Genomic DNA, 18,346 nt, shown 5'->3' with positions numbered 1-18,346 from the left:
TTACTTTCTATTTTAGACTTCTTGTTAATGAATCATATAGTCCTTTTATATACCCTATAGTATATATTCTGCCTAAATAAGAATATCCAGGAAGAAATTCTATGTCACCTTCTAATGTAGGCGTATGATCTACTCTCATTATTCCATTAAAATTTATATCTATATAGGCTTTCATAACTTCTACCAGATTAGTTTTTCCATTTCCTATTAACGTTTCTACAAAATTATATTTATCTCCTTTAACATCTCTAAAATGAACGAAGAAGATTCTATCTTTAAAATGCCTAATTGCTCCAGGTAAGTCATCTGTCATTAAAGTAAAATTACCTTGACAAAAAGTAATTCCTACATTATCACTTTTTACTAGATTTAGATATTTATCATAATTTTCTATGCTATTCATGATTCTAGCTACTCCTCTATATTCTTCAATTGGTGGATCATCTGGATGCATAGCTAATTTAACATCATATTTTTCAGCTATAGGTACAATATATTCTAAAAAATCTTTAAGATTATTCCATAAAGTCCTTGAGTCGATTTTACCTAATCTTGGAGGAGGCGCGTTCTCTATGTCCTTAATATTAAATCCGGTTATGTATTCTCCATTTTTTCCTTTTATGTGAGTATGAGTTCTGCTCCATCCAAATCCAGCCATCCAACTATAACACCATATTTTAATACCGAGTTTTCCCATATTTTCTATCAGATGAGATACATATTCCAATTCTTCATCTTTTCTTTCTTTAATACCATATCTTATTCCGTCCATTGGTGGATTGTCTTCTATTGCAACTAACTTTATTCCATTATCTTCTAGCATATTCTTATAGTTTAATAATGGCCCATATTCCCAAGGATATTCTTCCATCTGTTGTCTCCAGTCCTTAAAATTTCTGGGCAATACACCTACTGCTTTATCTACTCCTATTTGCTTTAAAATATCCCAAAAAGGAGATGGTCTATTCTCTAAAATTATTTCAGCTATATTTAGCTCCATACAAGTATATTTCATTGGTTCTTTTTTAGATTTTCTTTCTTTATAAGACAATTTAAAGTTTTTAACAATACAACATATACAGCAATTATATATCTTTCTTACTAATGTCAAAATAGTTTAAACGCTGATGTAATGTATAAATGATAAAATATATTAATTTATTAAACATACTAAATGTCATGGAAGATGAGCTTACTTTATATGAGCTGTCTGCTAGGTATTTTCATGAGAATGATTGGACATATAAGCTCTTAGATACTGATCGCCATGACTTGCAAGTCTCACCTTTTAGCAGTTATTTGTCTCCTGAAGGAGAAATAGAGATATCTACAGTTAGAGTAACTTCAAAAGAAGTGTTAAAACTATTAGAAAAGATTCTAAAAAATAACTGGAAAATTAAGAGAATATTATTCCTTAATCCTATTAATGATGGATATCCTAAAATCCTAAAATTAGGTGTAATAGGCGATCTTAGAGATAGTATTAGAGCTACAGCTTACACTTTAGGGGCAATTGCAGATAATGCAATCTATTATGAAGGAGAAGAATATTGGAACTTTATATTTTTACAAAAATACGGTTTAGAGGCAATGAAAAATTACATGGAAATACATGGCAAGATAAGAAATTTAAAGATAAAAGAAATAAAAACTGTGAATATATTATCTAAGTATGAATTCAAAAATATATCTATATTTACTCCTAGAGAACTTGAAATTCTTAATATAGCATATAAAAGAGGATTATTCGAGTTTCCAAAAGAAAATAATATTAATGATGTAGCAAAGGAAATTGGAATATCTAAATCTTCATTTAATGAATTTTTAAGAAAAGCACTTAAGAAAATAGTAAAAAGCGTAGTAGATTCATTAAACGACGAAAATTAATTACTATTTCTCAATATTACTCATAAATTAAGTTAAATAAAATATATAAAAATATTTGAGAATATTTATTATTACTTACTAATTACATATTACTTATTTAGAGATTTTATATAAGGTGCTATCTGTTTAAGATATATAATGATATTTCGTTAATATCTATAAAAAATCATTATATTTTATAATTGGAAATATTATATAATATGCAAAAAGTAAAATTTATATTTACATCAAATTAGAATTACTGTCACATCAATAAGCACTAATCAGGGAATAATAGAAACTCTCTTACTCTTTTAAAGAGCATTTTCTCTATAACAACTTAAATAGCACTAATTTTCAGAACAAATTAAAAAAGAATATAGGATATTGTTATGGTACCTCTTTTTTATCTTTAGTACCTTCAGATTTATTTTTTTCTAGTACTTCTAGTACATGTACCCATGCTAGAAAGCACGGATCTACTTTCTGCTTATTTTCACTCATTTAGATAACCTCCTTATGAAGCTCTTTACCCTTTCCCATGCATCTTCTGATGCTTCTTTGTTATAAGTTCTCCCTCTATTATTAAAGAATGCATGATAAGCATTTGGATATAGCTTAATTTCTATATCTTTCTTATATTTTATTATCGATGAAATTAACTCAGGTAATCCAGATATTATTGGAGGATCTTCTAATGCATAAAGACCTAGAATTGGCCCTTTTATTTTTTGGATTGAGTCTATAGGCTGGGGATTTCTTCCGTAAAACACTATAGTTCCATCTAATGGTACTTCAGTAGCTAACTGAAACGCTAATCCTCCTCCCATACAAAAACCCATACTAACTATCTTTTTAATACCTTGAGAATTGAGATAATCATAAGCTTTTTCTAAGTCTTTCATCATTTGTTCTTCAAGATTACTTCTATTTGTGACTAAAACTTCAACAACCTTTCTTTGAGTTTCATCTAACGACGACATTAATTCTTGATATGCATTTGGATCTGTCCTCTTTTCCGGAGGAAGATTCCAAACTTTATACATTACATTCTGAATATTTTCTGGAGTTAGAAACTCATATCTAGAATAAAGATGAGGAGCTAATGCTAATACCCCTAACTCATTAGCTAGCTTCCTTGAAACATCTCTAATATTTTCATTTAATCCCCATATTTCATGGACTAAAATTACACCTAAGTTAGGATTTTCAGAAGAGGCTATGAATGAATTTATTTTAGAATTATAAGAATCATATGAAACTTCTGATTCTTTCATAAGTTAATAATTTGATACCAAATAAAAAATTTAACTTTTAACTTGAAGAGTAGCAGTTACATATTTTCCTTAACAATTAGTACTTTCGTCTAACATGCAAACTAACTCGTGATATATTCTTTTGAAGAACTATAATTAAGATATTTTCTCTCATTAATAAATACGCATATTTATTATAAGGTATATTCTACACAGCATGCGATAACTATTTTAGTTTAAACGATTATATGAATAATTGTCTATTTGTATTCTTATAATGACATATATTAGTTAATTTTTATAGAAAAAATTAAATAAAAAAGTTTTATTTCTTAAGTTCCTATTTATCTTTAATACTCTCCAGAATATATTAACAAATCTCTAACCATATTATAAGCATTATATGTTCCTGGTCCAGTGACAAAATTCCAGCCATAATGAGCAGGAGTTGGATTATTTCCAGAAGATATAGGAATCCACGCTGGAAAACCTTGGAATATACCTATTGGAGATATTATTAATCCTTGATATGAAATATGATATAGAGCAAAATTAAGAGCCCCTAATCTGGCACTACTTAATGCAACCATTGCTGCAGTCATTGGTGCTGCTCCGCTTGTCCCATACCATACAAATAATTGACCTTGGAAGATAAGAGGCAATCCAAAACCATATTCTGGAATATTATATCCTCCAGCAGATACAAATGCAATATCAGGATATGTCCTTGCTATTACTGGAGTAAATGGAATTAATGATGTAAACTCATAGGATTGTACAGGAAATACGACACTTATACCACCAGTACTGTAATCCCATCCGCTAATACTTTCTATACTTCCGTTAGAAGTTGCGTCAAGAAATATCCCACCTACAGCAGTTACAAATGGATCACTTTCAGGATACCAGATAGTATTATACGTTCCTATAATAAAGTTGGGTGGTGGATAATCTGATTCAAATCCCCAATCACCAGATGCAGCCAGAACGCTTATTCCTTCTGCCGCAGCTTGCATCATTGTATTATGAATCATATCAAGCATAGCTGGATAGTAAGCTGCAAGAAAAGATTCAGGTAATGCTACAGAAATTGATATTTCAGTAGGATCAAGATAATTAACCATGTAATATAGTTCATACCAATAATTTAACAGATTTCCAACTAGAGGATATCCTCCTACATATCCATCACTAAAAACAATAGTAATATTAGATGCTGGAGCAAAGGCGCCAGACCATTCTGCATCTAACTCATTTTCTGCTGATTGACCTCCAGAAGTATCAGTACCAAAATAGATCACTGATAGATGTCCAGTCCTAGGTATATGATATAATTCCCAGAAAGCATAAATATCTGAAGTGTTTACGAAACACTCTGGTACTCCTTCTATTGCAATTGTACTTCCATTGCCATTATATCCGTGAGAATACGCCTCGGTAAAATTAAAGTACTGTTGAATCGTATTTGGAGAAATTATTACTGGTGAGACAAGCGAATCGGAGGAAGGCTTTGTTATGTTTATTTGCCAACTTTCTTCTATTGCCGGAATTATTTTAGGATCTATACTGTCTAATCCAACAATTCCTAGTACATGTTTGCCTACATTATATGGCAATGAAGCTGTAACATTATTAGCGTAGTAATAGAATGGTCCTATATTCGTTATTCCAGGTAAACCAAACCAGTATAAGTTAGTAAATGGATAATAATATATATTAATATACGTATTGAAAGCTTGTTCTATATTTCCTACAGTGCCGTTAAACACTAAGACTAAGCCATACTGTCCATCGTATTGTAGATTATATGAAGTCAAGTACTTTATCAAATTGTGGACGTATGATGATGAAGGATAATAATCTTTATCAAATTGATTTGGAGTTAACCATTTGTGAAAATTATTAGGCGTATTATATATATTGTATAGATAGGACTGTAATGATCCATAGTTTGTAAAATTGAGCAATATAGCAATATAAAGTTGATAACTTGAATTAAGCGGTTGAATAAACACTGAACCTGGTACTATTGAATATTGAGGTGATGTAGTTTGGATGCAATAATATCCTCCTTGTGCTTTTGCTATAGTTATAAAACTTAGAGAACTAATTATTAATAAAAAGCTGATTAAAATAACAGCATATATAGACTTCATTATGTTAAAGTAATAACGTAATTTTATAAACTTTGTGGAACATCTAAGCAATTTTTCTTTGAAAAAATTGTATATGAAGCCTAGGTTTTTAAAAACTATTTATACTATTTAAAAACTATAAAAATATTTGTAAAAATTAAACGTATAACATTTTGCACTTAACTAAAAAATAGTAGAACAAAACATATGAAAAAGTTATATATCCAGCTAGTAAGTAATCAGAGTTGAAAGATACATTATACTTAAAATAATGTTAAGAAACATAAAAATTATCAATTTCACTTTTATATTTAAAATCTTTAAGCAATACAATATAAGTTTATTCGAGTAAAGAAGTATTATATGCTTCACATCTTATAATCGAACTATTTTTCCATATCTTGTCTAAAGCAGAAGACAAAGTTGAATCATTGTCAATGCCTGGCTGCTTCTCTCTTGACCTTAATGAATTCGTGCGAAATGTAGGAGTTTCACTACTCTGTCTCTAACAAACTAATTCAAAATAATTCTTAGAAGATATTTAAAAACTAATTATATAAGATTATGGAATTTAGTATAGTTTTATATTCTCTTTAATCAATTAATATTTATGATTATAGAAAACTTTGTTTCTGGCCCATTAAATACTAACTCCTATTTACTAATTTCCAATAACGAGGCTATAGTAATAGATGCCGGAGGAGACATGTCAGAACTAATAAACTATCTTAAAGCAAAAAGCATTACACCAAAAATCATCATAGCTACGCACGGTCATTTTGATCATATTTTAGGTATGCCACAGCTTAAAAAATTTTATCCTTCAACACTTTTTATTATTAATGAGAAAGATATAGATTTAGTTAAAGATTCAAAACGTATGGCAATTTCTCTAGGTGTAGAAATGGAAGAAATCCCATTTCCAGACCAATTTATAAAAGATGGAAATAAGATAATATTAAATGACGAAGAACTAAAAATTATTGAAACTCCAGGTCACACTATGGGTAGCATTTGCATTTTAACTAAAAATTCCATATTTACTGGAGATACACTATTTAACGAAACAGTAGGAAGAACAGATTTGGGCGGGTCAACAGATTTTCTGAAAAATAGTCTAGAAAAATTAAAACAATTACCTGATGAACTTATCGTATATCCTGGTCACGGAAACTTTACTACATTAGGATATGAAAAATTACATAATCCATTTCTAAATGGAGAAATAGACCTTAGCGAATTATAATAAAAATACAATAACATTCTAATTCTAGATATGAATATGCAATTTTCCTTGATGAATAAATTCTCAATTTTTTGTAGATTTTTATCGTGCACAAGAACTTAATTTTAGTCTATGCCAAATAATATACTATGAAAGCATTAGTCTTCGAAAAGAGCGGAATAGATAATTTAAAACTTACCGAATATAAAACACCAGAAATTAATTCGCACGACGTTTTAATTAAGGTAAAAATGATAGGAGTAAACCCAGTAGACTATATAACTGTAAATTCACTTAGTGTGTCTCCAATTCCCCATATACCTGGCGTAGAGTTTGCAGGAATAGTAGAAAAAGTAGGAGAACATGTAAATTCAGTAAGCCCCGGAGATAGAGTAACAATTTATGGTAGATTATTTGACGGAAATTGTGACATGTGCATGATTGGGTATGAGACGTTATGTAGAAACGGTGGAAGGATAGGAGTTAACACTAATGGAGGTATGGCAGAATATATATCAGTAGAAGAAAAATACGTATTTAAACTTCCAGAAGATTACAGCTGGGAACTAGGATCAAGTATGACAGTAGCTGGCCTTACTGCTTATCACGCGTTAAAAGAAGCAAATTTAAGGCCAGGAGAAACACTAGTTGTTTTCGGTGCTTCAGGAAATACAGGACAATTTGCAGTCCAATTAGGTAAGAAATTTGGAGCAAAAGTAATAGCGATAAGCAGAAAATCTTGGCTAAAAGATTTTGGAGCAGATTTGATAGTAAATTATGAAGAAGCAGAAGAAAAAATAAGAGATTTCACCAAAGGAAAAATGGCAGATGTAGTTATAGATAGTTTAGGAGAGCAATTTTGGGAAAAAGGCTTATCAATACTTGGTGTAAAAGGTAGAATTATAACATTCGGAACACTTACAGGATCAGAAGTTAAAATAAACCTAAGCAAACTTTACAACATGCATCAGACAATATTAGGTACTAATAGAGGAAACAGAAAAGATTTCGTCGAATTACTAGATTTATGTAAAGACTGCAAATTGAAAGTATGGAGAACCTTTTCCCTAGAAGAAGGTAAAGAAGCTCTAAATAGTTTACAAGATAAAAACAGAGACGGAAGAATAATGATAAAAATATATTAAATATTTTTAGAAAAAAGTGAAATATATTTAGTATTTCTCTACTAATAGTGACATACTTTAAATATTTTAAAGATAAATCTAAAACAAAAAATCTCACTCATTCTCTTTTTACCAAAAGCATTACAATTCCAGCTAGAAATGCAAAAACTGCCATAGAATAGATTCCAGCTACGAAGGAACTGGTAAGACTCTGTAATCCACCTACAATTATTGGTCCAGCAATTCCTCCTAAATTTCCAACAGCGTTAATTAAACCTATTGATGCTGCTGCAGCATCAGACTGTAGAAACTTTTGTGGCACTGCCCAAAATGGAGAAAGAAAACTAAATATTCCTATTGCTGCTAAGGAAAACAGTATAAATGATGCAATAAATATGCTTTCAGTTAAAGCGCTTAATGCTAATCCTATTCCAGCTATTAAAAATACGATAAAAGTAATGAATTTATGATTACCGTGATTATCTGAATATCTAGCAATAAATATTAGAGAAATTGAAGCTATTACATAAGGTATTATAGAGAGAAAGCTGGCTAAACTAGCGTTAACTTTAGCTATAGAACTTATAATGCTCGGTAACCAAATAGAATATCCATATAGACTAGTTACACCTAAAAAATATACTATAGTTAAAAGAATTACATCTCTATCTTTAAGTGCAGTAGTCCACTTTATCTTAGCTTTACTCACTGATTCTTCCTTTATAGCCTCTTCTAATGCAATCTTTTCATCTTTGCTTAACCATTTAGCATCCTTAGGGAAATCAGTTAAAAGAAAATACGCTAATCCTGCTCCAATTAAAGCTAGTACTCCTTCATATATGAATAGATATCTCCATCCAGGATAATCTCCATATACAGAAAATATACCACCAGCTATTAGGCCTCCAAATATTCCAGCTATTGGAATAGCAGCATTAAAAAGGCTATTAGCAGTTGCCCTTTCAGGTTTTAAGAACCATAAGCTAAGATAAAATATTACTCCAGCATAAAACGGACCTTCAGCTATTCCTAGAACGAATCGTAGTACTTCAATCTGAATTACGCTAGTAACAAATCCAGTTAAGATAGTGATTATACCCCAAGCTGTGAATGCTATAGCGAAAATTTTTCTTACTCCATATTTGTTTATTCCAAGATTAGAAAATATTTGAGGTATGAAATATCCAACGAAGAATAATGAAGAAGCAAAAGATGCTATAATCCCAACTTCAGCCTTAGAAACACCAAGATACTGAAACATACCTGCATCTATAGCATATGAGATGTTTACTCTATCTAAGAAATTTACTAAATACAAGAAGAAAAGTATAGGAAGCAATCTAATTAATCTCTTTGGTCTAGATACATCTATTAATGATTTCATCAGATTCACATTCTCTATATAATTATTTATAAATGTTTAACAGTAAAAGTGAAGATTAAGTTTTAAGATTATTATGTATATTTATCTCTTTTTTTATTTATTAATAAAAAATATAAAAAAATTTTTTAGTTTTACGAAGAAACATTAATCTTATTGTAATTATGAAGTGATTAAATATAGTCCAACTAAAACTGTTATCTTTTTAACGTCGTAAGTTATAAGGTTTAGAATACCTAATTATACTCATAAAAAATCGGCTATTCAAAAATCTCATTTTACCTATTTAATATGAATTAAAAAATATTTATAATTTACCAGGAAAAATTATAAATCTTTTAATATTAATCACAAATTTAGTGTAGTAAAAATAATTAGTTAAAAAAGTCTTTTTTATTTAATCAAACGATTCTGGCCATTATGATTTACTTAATAGTATATATAGTTTTAAAATAAATAAGCAGAATATATTTCTGATTATAGACTTTAAAAATACTAACAAATCTATTATCAATTTATATAAATGAAAATCTTTTAAAAAAAACTAAATCTTACTTTTAAGCTTATTCGCTTTATTTACTATACTATATATCGATATGGCGGATAATGGAATTAAGAGATATACTGTTGTACTGACACTATCAAAAATTAGTGCGCCAAAGAATAATGTTAATGCAAATAATGCCATTCCTTTATCTCTCTTGTACATTAGGAAGCTAGCTCCTATTGATAGTATTGCTATGCCAAATAATAGTGGAGGCATCCAATTTCTTATTCCTAAGATTCCTAATATATAAGGAAACATAATACCTATCATAATTCCTAATCCTGGTACCAAATTTAAGTAAACTATACTACCTATTATTGCTGCTAAGCACGCAAAAGATAAGAATAATCCTAAATATTTCTTATTTAATAGCCCTAGTTTGTGACTAGAGTATATGCTATAAATAGTAAAAATAGTTCCAACAGCCATTATCGTATAAGGCATTAGAAAAGAGCTCCAAAATGTTATATTACCTAATAAACTTATTCTAGATAATTCAACTGACCAATTTCCTATTAAGGTAAAATATGCTAAGAAGTCTGGTATTAGCACAACTAGTAATAGAGAATTTTTAAATTCTATAGAAATCATTATCAAAGTAGTAATCATTATTATTATGTAGATAAGGGAAAAAATTACTGGTGGTTGAAATGCGGTATTATTTATTCCATAATACCAGTGTACGCCATCCAATAATATTGATAGATATAGTGAAGTAGCTAGTAATGCTTTGCTTGTTTTAGATATCTTAGAATATATGGTTGCACCAGCGATTAAAATTGGTTCTAATATTAATACTAATCCAAAAGCAATAGCGCCTATAAAAAAAGATATTGATAAAATTTGCTTAACCATAGGATTAACTACTGAAGCGTAACCAATTGGAATTGTTCCTGCTAGAAATTCTCTATTAAAGAAAAGCTCAAATAATACTGAGAAAACAAAAATAAAAGATAAAACATTTAAAAAATTTATATCTTTATTAAAAATATTACCTTTCATTTTCAGTTACCCTTATCTTGCATTATGTATTGTAATTTAATTTCTAGTTTCCTTATCTGCTGTATCATATGTAATATTGGAGATATTATTGGGGCAAGTTTAGCGTCTAACTTAAAGTTGAAGTATTTTCTAGATAATAGCAAGGCTATTGCAGGAGCTGTTATTGAATTTCCTATTAAGAATAATGGTAAGAATTGACTATTACTTGAGTTAGCTGGTTGTATGTAAATAGTCCACCAGAATGATATGGACTTAAAGTCTACTGATTCTCCTGCACCTCCTTGGAAAACTGCAAACGCAACATGATAAGTCTCTCCTTGTTGTAACTGAATTTGATAATGAGATTCTCCCTGACCGTTAGAAACACCAGTAGTAGTGAATGTCCTAGCATATTCTAGACACATATATGGTCCAGTAGGCGTGTTAACGAATGTAAATCCAGTAGCTATTACTGAAGGATCCCACAATAGAGAATCATTAGCTTTTCCATTCCAAACAGCCCAAGGATTTACATGAGGATTATCAATGGATGGAAATGAAGTTAAGTAGTTTCCTCCAATGTAGTATATTGATGATCCGTTTACAAAGGCATCAGCAGCTATACCTTGATCTGGTAGATACCCTAAATTTAATGGATCTTTATACGTAGGCCAGTGTATATATGGAGGCGGAGAAGTTCTACTAAAGAATGTAGGTCCAGGATAGCCAAAATCTTGAGTATTATTACCTCTAGGATTATCATTAAATATCCATAATTCAGCTTCTCCAGCAGATAAAGCTCCAGAAGTTCCTGGCATCATATGTGGTGTATAAGCAACTTGAGTCCAATCACTAGGAACTCCTCCTAATAACCACATTATAGCAAATCTTTCTGGATACATATAGCTATTATTATAATATAATGATACATAGCCAGCAGTATCTTCTGGATAAAAGTTATTATATTCATCCTGGAACCATGTTGTACCATTTAATCCTAAAGAGAGAAATTGATTCAATGATGTAATATTAGTTCCATTGTAATCTATGTCTATACTTGTAATATTTATTGGTTGTCCATTATTTAATGGATATCCATCTGGATTTATTGCACCATCTATCTGGCCATATAATTTTCCACTTACATTATACACATATATCGTTATTGCGTTAGTTAACGCTTGGCCAGGTGGATATCCTAATTGTTCTGACTTAGGTAAAGTATATACTGAAGCTATTCCTTGATCCGATGCATTATATGAGACATTTACTACCCACCATCCTTCTGGTACTACATCACTATCAGGTTGCCAAAATATATGATTTGGCGTTTGTTCTGCACAAGCCATCCAAGATTCTTGTCCAACTACTGGTGCCTTCATTAATATCATAATATAAGGAACACCATCTACATATGTCCATGCTGCTTTAACATCTACTTCTTTGGTATGTCCAGATATTCCACCTGGTACAGGTACAGTAGGAACTAACGGAACAGTAGACCATGGTATAGATTGCCAAAATAATTGTTGGCCAGGAGCACCTAAATCTATTTGAGCGTTAGGTACGTAATATGCAGTAAGACTAGTTGATGCGTTTGATGCAGCATTAAGTAAGTAATCTATGCCATATGCTGCTCCTAATATAACTAATACTATAATCAGTCCTAATACAAATAATTTTAGATATCCATTAGCCATTTATACCACCTTTTTTATTATTGATTCCTTTATTTAGTTCAAAATATGATAAAAATCCACCTATACCAAATAAAAATATAGCTAATCCGAAAAAGTTCCAAAAGTAGTTAGTTGTACTACCTTCTGTCTCATACATACCATTTATTGCAAAATGTTCTTCTGCGAATGTCACTGTTCTAGTCCCTGCTATCATTAGGATTATTCCAATTATTACAAGAACTGCAGATATATAAACAATTACCTTGTTCATTTTTTACACCGTCCCATTAACTGAGTATGGTGCCCATGTTCCTTGTGGTAGTACTCCTCCAGTAATTTCTGAAGCTAGCGTCATATTAGACGTTGCTAATATTGTTCCAGTTAGCCATGAATGGCCTAGTCCATATCCAGCAGTTCCGCAATATTCAGCACATGCTACGTGATAGTAGCCCGGTTTAGGGAATACTAGAACTATATAGGAATAATATCCAGGTACTGCTTCTGCACCAAAATTAAACCCTAATGACATGTTACTAGCTGCTGATTGAATAAAGAATTCATGAAATACATCAATGCTGTGTATTACAAAGACTACTGGTTCATCTACAGGAACTACTGTTAGATTAGTCCAAACTTTTTGATGAGGATAGAAGTCCCAGTGCCATTGCTGTCCGGTAACATAAATAATAACATATGGTCCTTTATATGAGCCTAAAGCATTAGAGAATTCTGCATGTACTACACCTTCTCCTGCATTATTGTGTGGATTGTATCCTATATAATCATATGAGCTATACTGAATTTCTAAGGATAATGCAGCTATAATTACTAAGATGAAAAATAAAGCTATAACAGTACCTCTTTTCACTTTTTTATCACTCTCTAACTAAATTGATTGAATCTTTAATTTAAAAGATTTTCGTTTCTTTTGATATAAAAGTAATAAACTTTTACTTTTATAAAAAAACTAAGAAAAGATTAATCTTTCAAAACTATAGTCATAAAACGCAAAATTTTATTGATAAAATAATATAGATTTAGTATAAGATATTTATTACTAGTTTATGTGATCTTTGTAAACATTGAATTATACGTTCTCTTTAACAAGAAGAAATGAACTAAAACATTATTGATATTCAGACAACTACAAAACCTATTTGTCACTTACGAAATCTGATAAAATATTAACAACCTTTATCGTTTTATAAGATTCACTAATGTTTATAGTTTAAACTTTATTACATTATTTTAATATATTAAAATTCTTAAGCATTAAAATAACATATTTTTAGTTTTTATGGCAGTATAGACTTTCTTAAATTACGATATGTCGTAATTGAAGTTATAGATTCTTTATTTTTAAATTAAAGTATATGTGTAATTTGCAATATCTATGTTAAAACTGAAGTTTGTATAGCCTTTGAACCAAATTTACGTAAATTAAAATTTTATTTGATGAAGAAGAGAAATAAGGCAATCCATGAACTAAAATATCTTTGACTAAAATTATGATAACGATTAAAGAAAATTTATCCAATTATGTTAGAGAAAAGGAACTAACATTTTTGTCGATTTATGAAGAGTTGAACGAATGTTATGCTATTGTAAAAAAGTTCTTTAAATCTAATTCAAGGAACTGTTAAGGAAAAATTTTTAAATATAGCTTAAAACAAATGTTTTGATATGAACTTAAAAATGTGGGGTCCTATATTAGCAGGTGCAGTGATAATAGCTATATCGATCATATTGATGGTAGGATATGGATTTTCGTTCTTGCAACCAAGTCCAGCATCTTTTGACTTTTCTTATGGAACTATGGACTATTTAGGTATGGCTCTATCTGTAGTAGGCTTAGCGCTTATAATGATTGGAGGCGCCCTTAAGAGATGAATAAAAGAAAAATAGTAATTTTTTTAATTTCCATAATTGCTGTTGTAGGAATCATTATTTTAACATATCCTACTATTTCATCAATTCTATCTCCTAATTCTGGATCTCCAATATACCAGGCTTCATATGGTACTTACACAGTAGAAGTATATACAAATTCTAGTATAAAATCTGAAAATATAACTGGAATAATGATGGTAATTAATAATATCGATGAACAACAGCTAACAATTACATGTATTCAAAATTCTACAACAACTATACCTATAAATAATTTTTATGTGAAACAATCTGTAGTATCTAACAGTGGCAACGTTATCTCTGCTTTCATATTAACTAAAGAAGTATATATAGGAGAAGTAACGGTGCTAGTACCAATAAAACTTTCTCCTGGTAACTATACTGTAATTTTAAGTGATGGGAATTTCTTTAGCATTAATGTAAGTTAAAAGCAAGTAAGTCTTTTTAATTTATTTTATAACATAATATATTATGGTATCTTTATATTTACTTGTATTTTTTGCTTCAATAATGGTTACTACAATAATTGGAGTTATTTACTATACTGAAACAAAAGTTGAGAACTATACGCAGTTATTTTTTTCCTTTTTTGTATTAATAATGATGAGTCTTATGTTAATAGGAGCAATAGTATACCTTTATTCTCCTTCGACTTTCTCTTTAGGTATTGCTGTTGCAATTAATATGATTTCTATGATAATAATTTTAGCGTTTTTCTTTTCAGTGGCAGAAAATTTATCAAAACAAGTGATAATAACAAATAAAATAAACATAACGTTCTCCATATTAATTGTCATTAATGAAGCGTTAATGGGTGGGGCATTCTCCTTAGCTCAGTTAGGAAAATACGCATTTAGCAATGCTGTAACAGACATATCTATTTCGCTTAATTCGATATGGTTCTTTTATCCGATGATGATAGAAATGCTCTTCACTATTGTTTTGGGGATATTTTTATCAAAAAATGAATTTTACGATTTGATTTATTTTGCACTTCCGTTGATAGCAGTTTCTGCTTTTCCGCCAACTATACTTAATTTTAGCTTATGGACATATTCAGCTATCGGTATAGATATAATATTTGTCGCATATGGTATTTTAAAATCTAATAAAACATGGAAGATTCTATATTCAATATTAACGTTAAGTCTAATTCCAATTATATTTAATATAGATATATTTTTTGGAAGCATCATGTCAATACTAATGGTTTTCTATTATTTTTCTATATTACCTGATTTAAGAACTAGAAGAGCACATAAGCATTAGAGATTATCTTTCATAAACTTTGATGACATTTAAATTAACGAAAAATTTTTAAATCACCTTAAAAAAGAAAAATAATGAGGAATAATGGCTGGGATAAAATTAGCAAGAAGAATTCTAGGTTCAGTAATTGCAGCTATAGGTGTTTCAATGTGGATAGCAGATTTAATGTTAACGTTTACATTGCCATATTCTGAATATGGTGACGACACATTAGTAGCGCTAGTTCCAATTTCTGGTCTTGTATTAGTTGTAGGCGGTTTATTAGTGGGGTTATGGAGTTGAGAGATAAAAAGCCTTATTTATTTATAGGCATAGCAATGGTTATAGCATCAATAAATCCTTTGTCACTATATTTAGCTGAATTACTAGAAATTATTAGAGTATCATTCGATATGTCCTTAGTCTGGGGAACTGGACTTATAGGCATATGGATTGCCGACTATATGTTTAAAAAGGGAATCGGGAAATCATTTTTACAATTCAACTTTACTACAAGAGGATTAATACTGGCATGGGGTATTGCTGGAACTATGGTATGCTTATGGTATGTACCAAATATGTTTGATCTTTCAGTTCTTTATATTACATATAGATTTCTACAATTATTATCTTTCTTTATAGCTGGAATAATAGGTGGAATAGGATGGTATGGAATGACTAATGTTTGGAAAAGCATTTCTATGTTTGCTATATTTAGTATGATGGCGTCTATGGCTGAGATTTTCTTGGAATTAGGAACTTATTACGAAACTAATTTGTATTCTGCCTATTCTATATCGCAATTTGTAGATACATCCTACTTTTTGTTTGCTATGGCGTTTGCGCCGTCCACGTTTTATATGGTAAAATGGCTGAAAGATTTGAATATCTTCTAAGGTAAATTTTTTTAAGATAGCTTTTTTAATGATTATTTCTTTATTTTCTTTTAAGTGATGCGAAATGGCTATCTTCGAGAGTGAAGCAGATCTATGGATTATAGGTTTTTTACTGATGGCGTTAATATATCCAATATGGTTCATTTTATTAATAGTATTTGCAGATAAAGATAAGCAAGTAGATCTTAATCAGATAGCCAAGCAAGAGTCCGGTGAATAGAATGGAAATATTGGATATAATAAAGCATAAACCATATAAATATATTTTTTTATCTGTTTTTTTTATTTATTTTATGTTCTTTCAATATGCTGATAGATTAATTATTTTTACAAGAATAATATTTCCTTCTAACTTAGGAATTATAGTTAGTACATCTACACCTGTAGCTCCATCTCAAATGCCATTTCCATTATGGGGTCCATTTATGTCTATAACTACCTCATTTTTTACTTGGGCATTGACTCCAGTATCTCTATCTATATCTATTTTTTTGTCACTGCTTGTAGCAGTAAACATTACGTTATATGTTATGTATTATAAACTTCTAAAAGTAGGTGCTAAAAGATCGCTAGTAGGATCGTTAGGATTAATTGCCACGTCATTATCTTGTTCTTGTGAATTATTTACTGCATTGATAGGCTCTGCTACATCTAGTTTGCCTTTCTTATTTTCACTCTCCTTCATGGACAGATTATCTGAAAGTTTAGTAATTCTAGCTATATTTTTACTTTCATTGTCTACTTATGTTCTCTATAACGAGGTTAATAATAAGAAGCCTTTATCTATAAATTTTACACTATCGAAGAAAATTCTTATTTCAATAATCTTCATATTTATTTCATTTATGATACCATATTCCGTTTCCTTTTCATTTTTAAAAATAATTTCTGCTATGTTAGCTGGAGGTATATTTGCTACTCTTATAAATCGAAAAAATAAATATTTATTTTATTTAGCTACAGCTGGAGTATTACTAATATTCTTATTTTATCCTCAGTTGTATTTATCTATTTTTATTATTCCAATATCTTTTATAACTGGTTTTATAGGGAGTATAGGATTTTTAGATATGAAAAAATGGGTAAAGCTAGGTATATTACATGTTACTGCTTGGACGATGATAATGCCAGGGCCTATTTCTCTCCTCATAGGTTATCCTATACCTTTTTTCAATTTTTCCACTGCTAATCTATTACAATTATGGATTTACACATGGATAGCTGGAACTCCAATAGCTTGGTTCGCAGGTATTTATTACTTGCAATATTTAAGGGATTCTATGTCTGAGATAAATTTGGATAGAATTAGCTTTGGAAATAGTAACTTAAAAGACATGCCATATATTAAGTGGATTACTCTTGGAGGATTGGCAATATTGTCTCAAGTACTATTTTTTATTACACATACAGCGTATTTTGTCGATTATAATGGAAACGACTATATATTCTTAGTATCAATGACAATTACTTCTACTCTTCTTATTATATTTGGTTCAGTATCAATTGGATATGGGATTTATGAAATCTTAAAAAGAAAATATACATTAATTACAGTTAAAAAGAGAGATATGATGTTATTTTCTATACTTTATGGATTTATTGTGGCTGTACTTGGAGGGATAATTCACTTTAATGTAACTGGATTTCCTTATCCTCATTTCTATCTATTTTCATTTGGAATTCCAATGATGAACCCTGCAGTTCTCCTATATTTTCCGCCGTATATAGGTATATACGCTAACCCCTTAGAGCTATTACAGCTAATATTAGTATCTATAGTAGGAGGATATTTAATTTCTGTATTACGAGTTTACTCTGGGCTTAAAAGAAACGCGTATGCTCTTAGTCTTGGAGCATTAGGTATCTGTCCAGCATGCTTTTTATCAACTTATGTTTTTGCAGCAGTATCTGCGTCATTAAGTGCATCGATATTATTTAGTCTTTCGAACGAACTATTAATTTCATTTTCAGCTGATATAATACTCTTTTTATCTTTAATTCTAGTATTAAGGAAAAGCAAAGGATATTGTGAAGTTGATTTTAAGTCTGTATCTCATTCTAACTAAAATAGATTATTATTTTTTTTAAAAAATTTTT

General features: G+C 29.8%; 18 protein-coding genes. 10 read left to right on the top strand and 8 right to left on the bottom strand.

The window, feature by feature from the left end:
- Positions 1 to 7: 7 nt before the first annotated feature.
- Positions 8 to 1,000: a mannonate dehydratase gene (locus B6F84_RS05650; RefSeq protein WP_148691340.1), complete on the bottom strand. Its 993-nt coding sequence runs from the start codon at positions 998 to 1,000 to the stop codon at positions 8 to 10.
- A 179-nt stretch (positions 1,001 to 1,179) separates the two neighbouring features.
- On the opposite strand from B6F84_RS05650, the gene B6F84_RS05645 reads away from it, so the two are divergent.
- On the top strand, positions 1,180 to 1,887 hold the full coding sequence (locus B6F84_RS05645; RefSeq protein ID WP_187152763.1) for a helix-turn-helix domain-containing protein: 708 nt from the start codon (positions 1,180 to 1,182) through the stop codon (positions 1,885 to 1,887).
- A 479-nt stretch (positions 1,888 to 2,366) separates the two neighbouring features.
- On the opposite strand, the gene B6F84_RS05640 is transcribed toward B6F84_RS05645, so the two are convergent.
- Positions 2,367 to 3,143, bottom strand: coding sequence for a dienelactone hydrolase family protein (locus tag B6F84_RS05640; RefSeq protein WP_148691338.1), 777 nt, complete (start codon positions 3,141 to 3,143; stop codon positions 2,367 to 2,369).
- A 329-nt stretch (positions 3,144 to 3,472) separates the two neighbouring features.
- A complete protein-coding gene (locus B6F84_RS05635; RefSeq protein ID WP_148691337.1) occupies positions 3,473 to 5,278 on the bottom strand; it encodes a S53 family peptidase in 1,806 nt (601 codons plus the stop codon).
- Positions 5,279 to 5,867: 589 nt separating this feature from the next.
- On the opposite strand from B6F84_RS05635, the gene B6F84_RS05630 reads away from it, so the two are divergent.
- Entirely contained in the window at positions 5,868 to 6,503 is a 636-nt protein-coding gene (locus B6F84_RS05630; protein ID WP_148691336.1) for an MBL fold metallo-hydrolase, read from the top strand.
- Positions 6,504 to 6,631: 128 nt separating this feature from the next.
- Entirely contained in the window at positions 6,632 to 7,627 is a 996-nt protein-coding gene (locus B6F84_RS05625) for an alcohol dehydrogenase catalytic domain-containing protein (RefSeq protein ID WP_148691335.1), read from the top strand.
- Positions 7,628 to 7,724: 97 nt separating this feature from the next.
- Here B6F84_RS05625 and B6F84_RS05620 read toward each other — a convergent pair whose 3' ends face one another.
- The 5 genes from B6F84_RS05620 to B6F84_RS05600 form a co-directional block, all read right to left on the bottom strand.
- Complete coding sequence (locus tag B6F84_RS05620) at positions 7,725 to 8,990, bottom strand: MFS transporter (protein WP_148691334.1); 1,266 nt, start codon at positions 8,988 to 8,990, stop codon at positions 7,725 to 7,727.
- A 541-nt stretch (positions 8,991 to 9,531) separates the two neighbouring features.
- Positions 9,532 to 10,536, bottom strand: coding sequence for a hypothetical protein (locus tag B6F84_RS05615; protein WP_148691333.1), 1,005 nt, complete (start codon positions 10,534 to 10,536; stop codon positions 9,532 to 9,534).
- Between the two features lie 2 nt (positions 10,537 to 10,538).
- Positions 10,539 to 12,215 (bottom strand): DOMON domain-containing protein, encoded by a 1,677-nt coding sequence (locus B6F84_RS05610; protein ID WP_236749087.1) that lies wholly within the window; start codon positions 12,213 to 12,215, stop codon positions 10,539 to 10,541.
- Entirely contained in the window at positions 12,208 to 12,465 is a 258-nt protein-coding gene (locus B6F84_RS05605) for a hypothetical protein (protein WP_148691332.1), read from the bottom strand. Before B6F84_RS05605 ends, B6F84_RS05610 begins: the two co-directional genes overlap by 8 nt.
- A gap of 3 nt (positions 12,466 to 12,468) precedes the next feature.
- Positions 12,469 to 13,062, bottom strand: a complete 594-nt coding sequence (locus B6F84_RS05600) for a cupredoxin domain-containing protein (protein WP_148691331.1) — start codon at positions 13,060 to 13,062, stop codon at positions 12,469 to 12,471.
- 815 nt (positions 13,063 to 13,877) lie between these two features.
- On the opposite strand from B6F84_RS05600, the gene B6F84_RS05595 reads away from it, so the two are divergent.
- The 7 genes from B6F84_RS05595 to B6F84_RS05570 all read left to right on the top strand — a co-directional run bounded on the left by B6F84_RS05595 (position 13,878) and on the right by B6F84_RS05570 (position 18,315).
- Positions 13,878 to 14,084 carry a hypothetical protein gene (locus tag B6F84_RS05595; RefSeq protein WP_148691330.1) on the top strand — a complete coding sequence of 69 codons (207 nt, stop codon included), beginning with the start codon at positions 13,878 to 13,880 and terminating at the stop codon, positions 14,082 to 14,084.
- Positions 14,081 to 14,533, top strand: coding sequence for a hypothetical protein (locus B6F84_RS05590; RefSeq protein WP_148691329.1), 453 nt, complete (start codon positions 14,081 to 14,083; stop codon positions 14,531 to 14,533). The genes B6F84_RS05595 and B6F84_RS05590 overlap by 4 nt, the downstream gene beginning before the upstream one ends.
- Positions 14,534 to 14,576: 43 nt before the next feature.
- Positions 14,577 to 15,374, top strand: a complete 798-nt coding sequence (locus B6F84_RS05585; RefSeq protein WP_148691328.1) for a hypothetical protein — start codon at positions 14,577 to 14,579, stop codon at positions 15,372 to 15,374.
- 84 nt (positions 15,375 to 15,458) lie between these two features.
- Positions 15,459 to 15,656: a SepZ protein gene (locus B6F84_RS05580; RefSeq protein ID WP_148691327.1), complete on the top strand. Its 198-nt coding sequence runs from the start codon at positions 15,459 to 15,461 to the stop codon at positions 15,654 to 15,656.
- Complete coding sequence (locus B6F84_RS05575; RefSeq protein ID WP_148691326.1) at positions 15,647 to 16,249, top strand: DUF1404 family protein; 603 nt, start codon at positions 15,647 to 15,649, stop codon at positions 16,247 to 16,249. Before B6F84_RS05580 ends, B6F84_RS05575 begins: the two co-directional genes overlap by 10 nt.
- A gap of 64 nt (positions 16,250 to 16,313) precedes the next feature.
- The gene (locus B6F84_RS13840) at positions 16,314 to 16,469 is read left to right on the top strand and encodes a hypothetical protein (RefSeq protein WP_187152762.1); all 156 of its coding nucleotides are present in this window, start codon (positions 16,314 to 16,316) and stop codon (positions 16,467 to 16,469) included.
- A gap of 73 nt (positions 16,470 to 16,542) precedes the next feature.
- Positions 16,543 to 18,315: a hypothetical protein gene (locus B6F84_RS05570; protein WP_148691325.1), complete on the top strand. Its 1,773-nt coding sequence runs from the start codon at positions 16,543 to 16,545 to the stop codon at positions 18,313 to 18,315.
- The last annotated feature ends 31 nt before the right edge of the window (positions 18,316 to 18,346 follow it).

Origin of the sequence: Acidianus manzaensis, from assembly GCF_002116695.1 — an archaeon.
Taxonomy (GTDB): domain Archaea; phylum Thermoproteota; class Thermoprotei_A; order Sulfolobales; family Sulfolobaceae; genus Acidianus; species Acidianus manzaensis.
The sequence above is the reverse complement of the archived record's forward strand: the minus strand, read 5'-3'. Positions and strand labels throughout refer to the sequence as shown.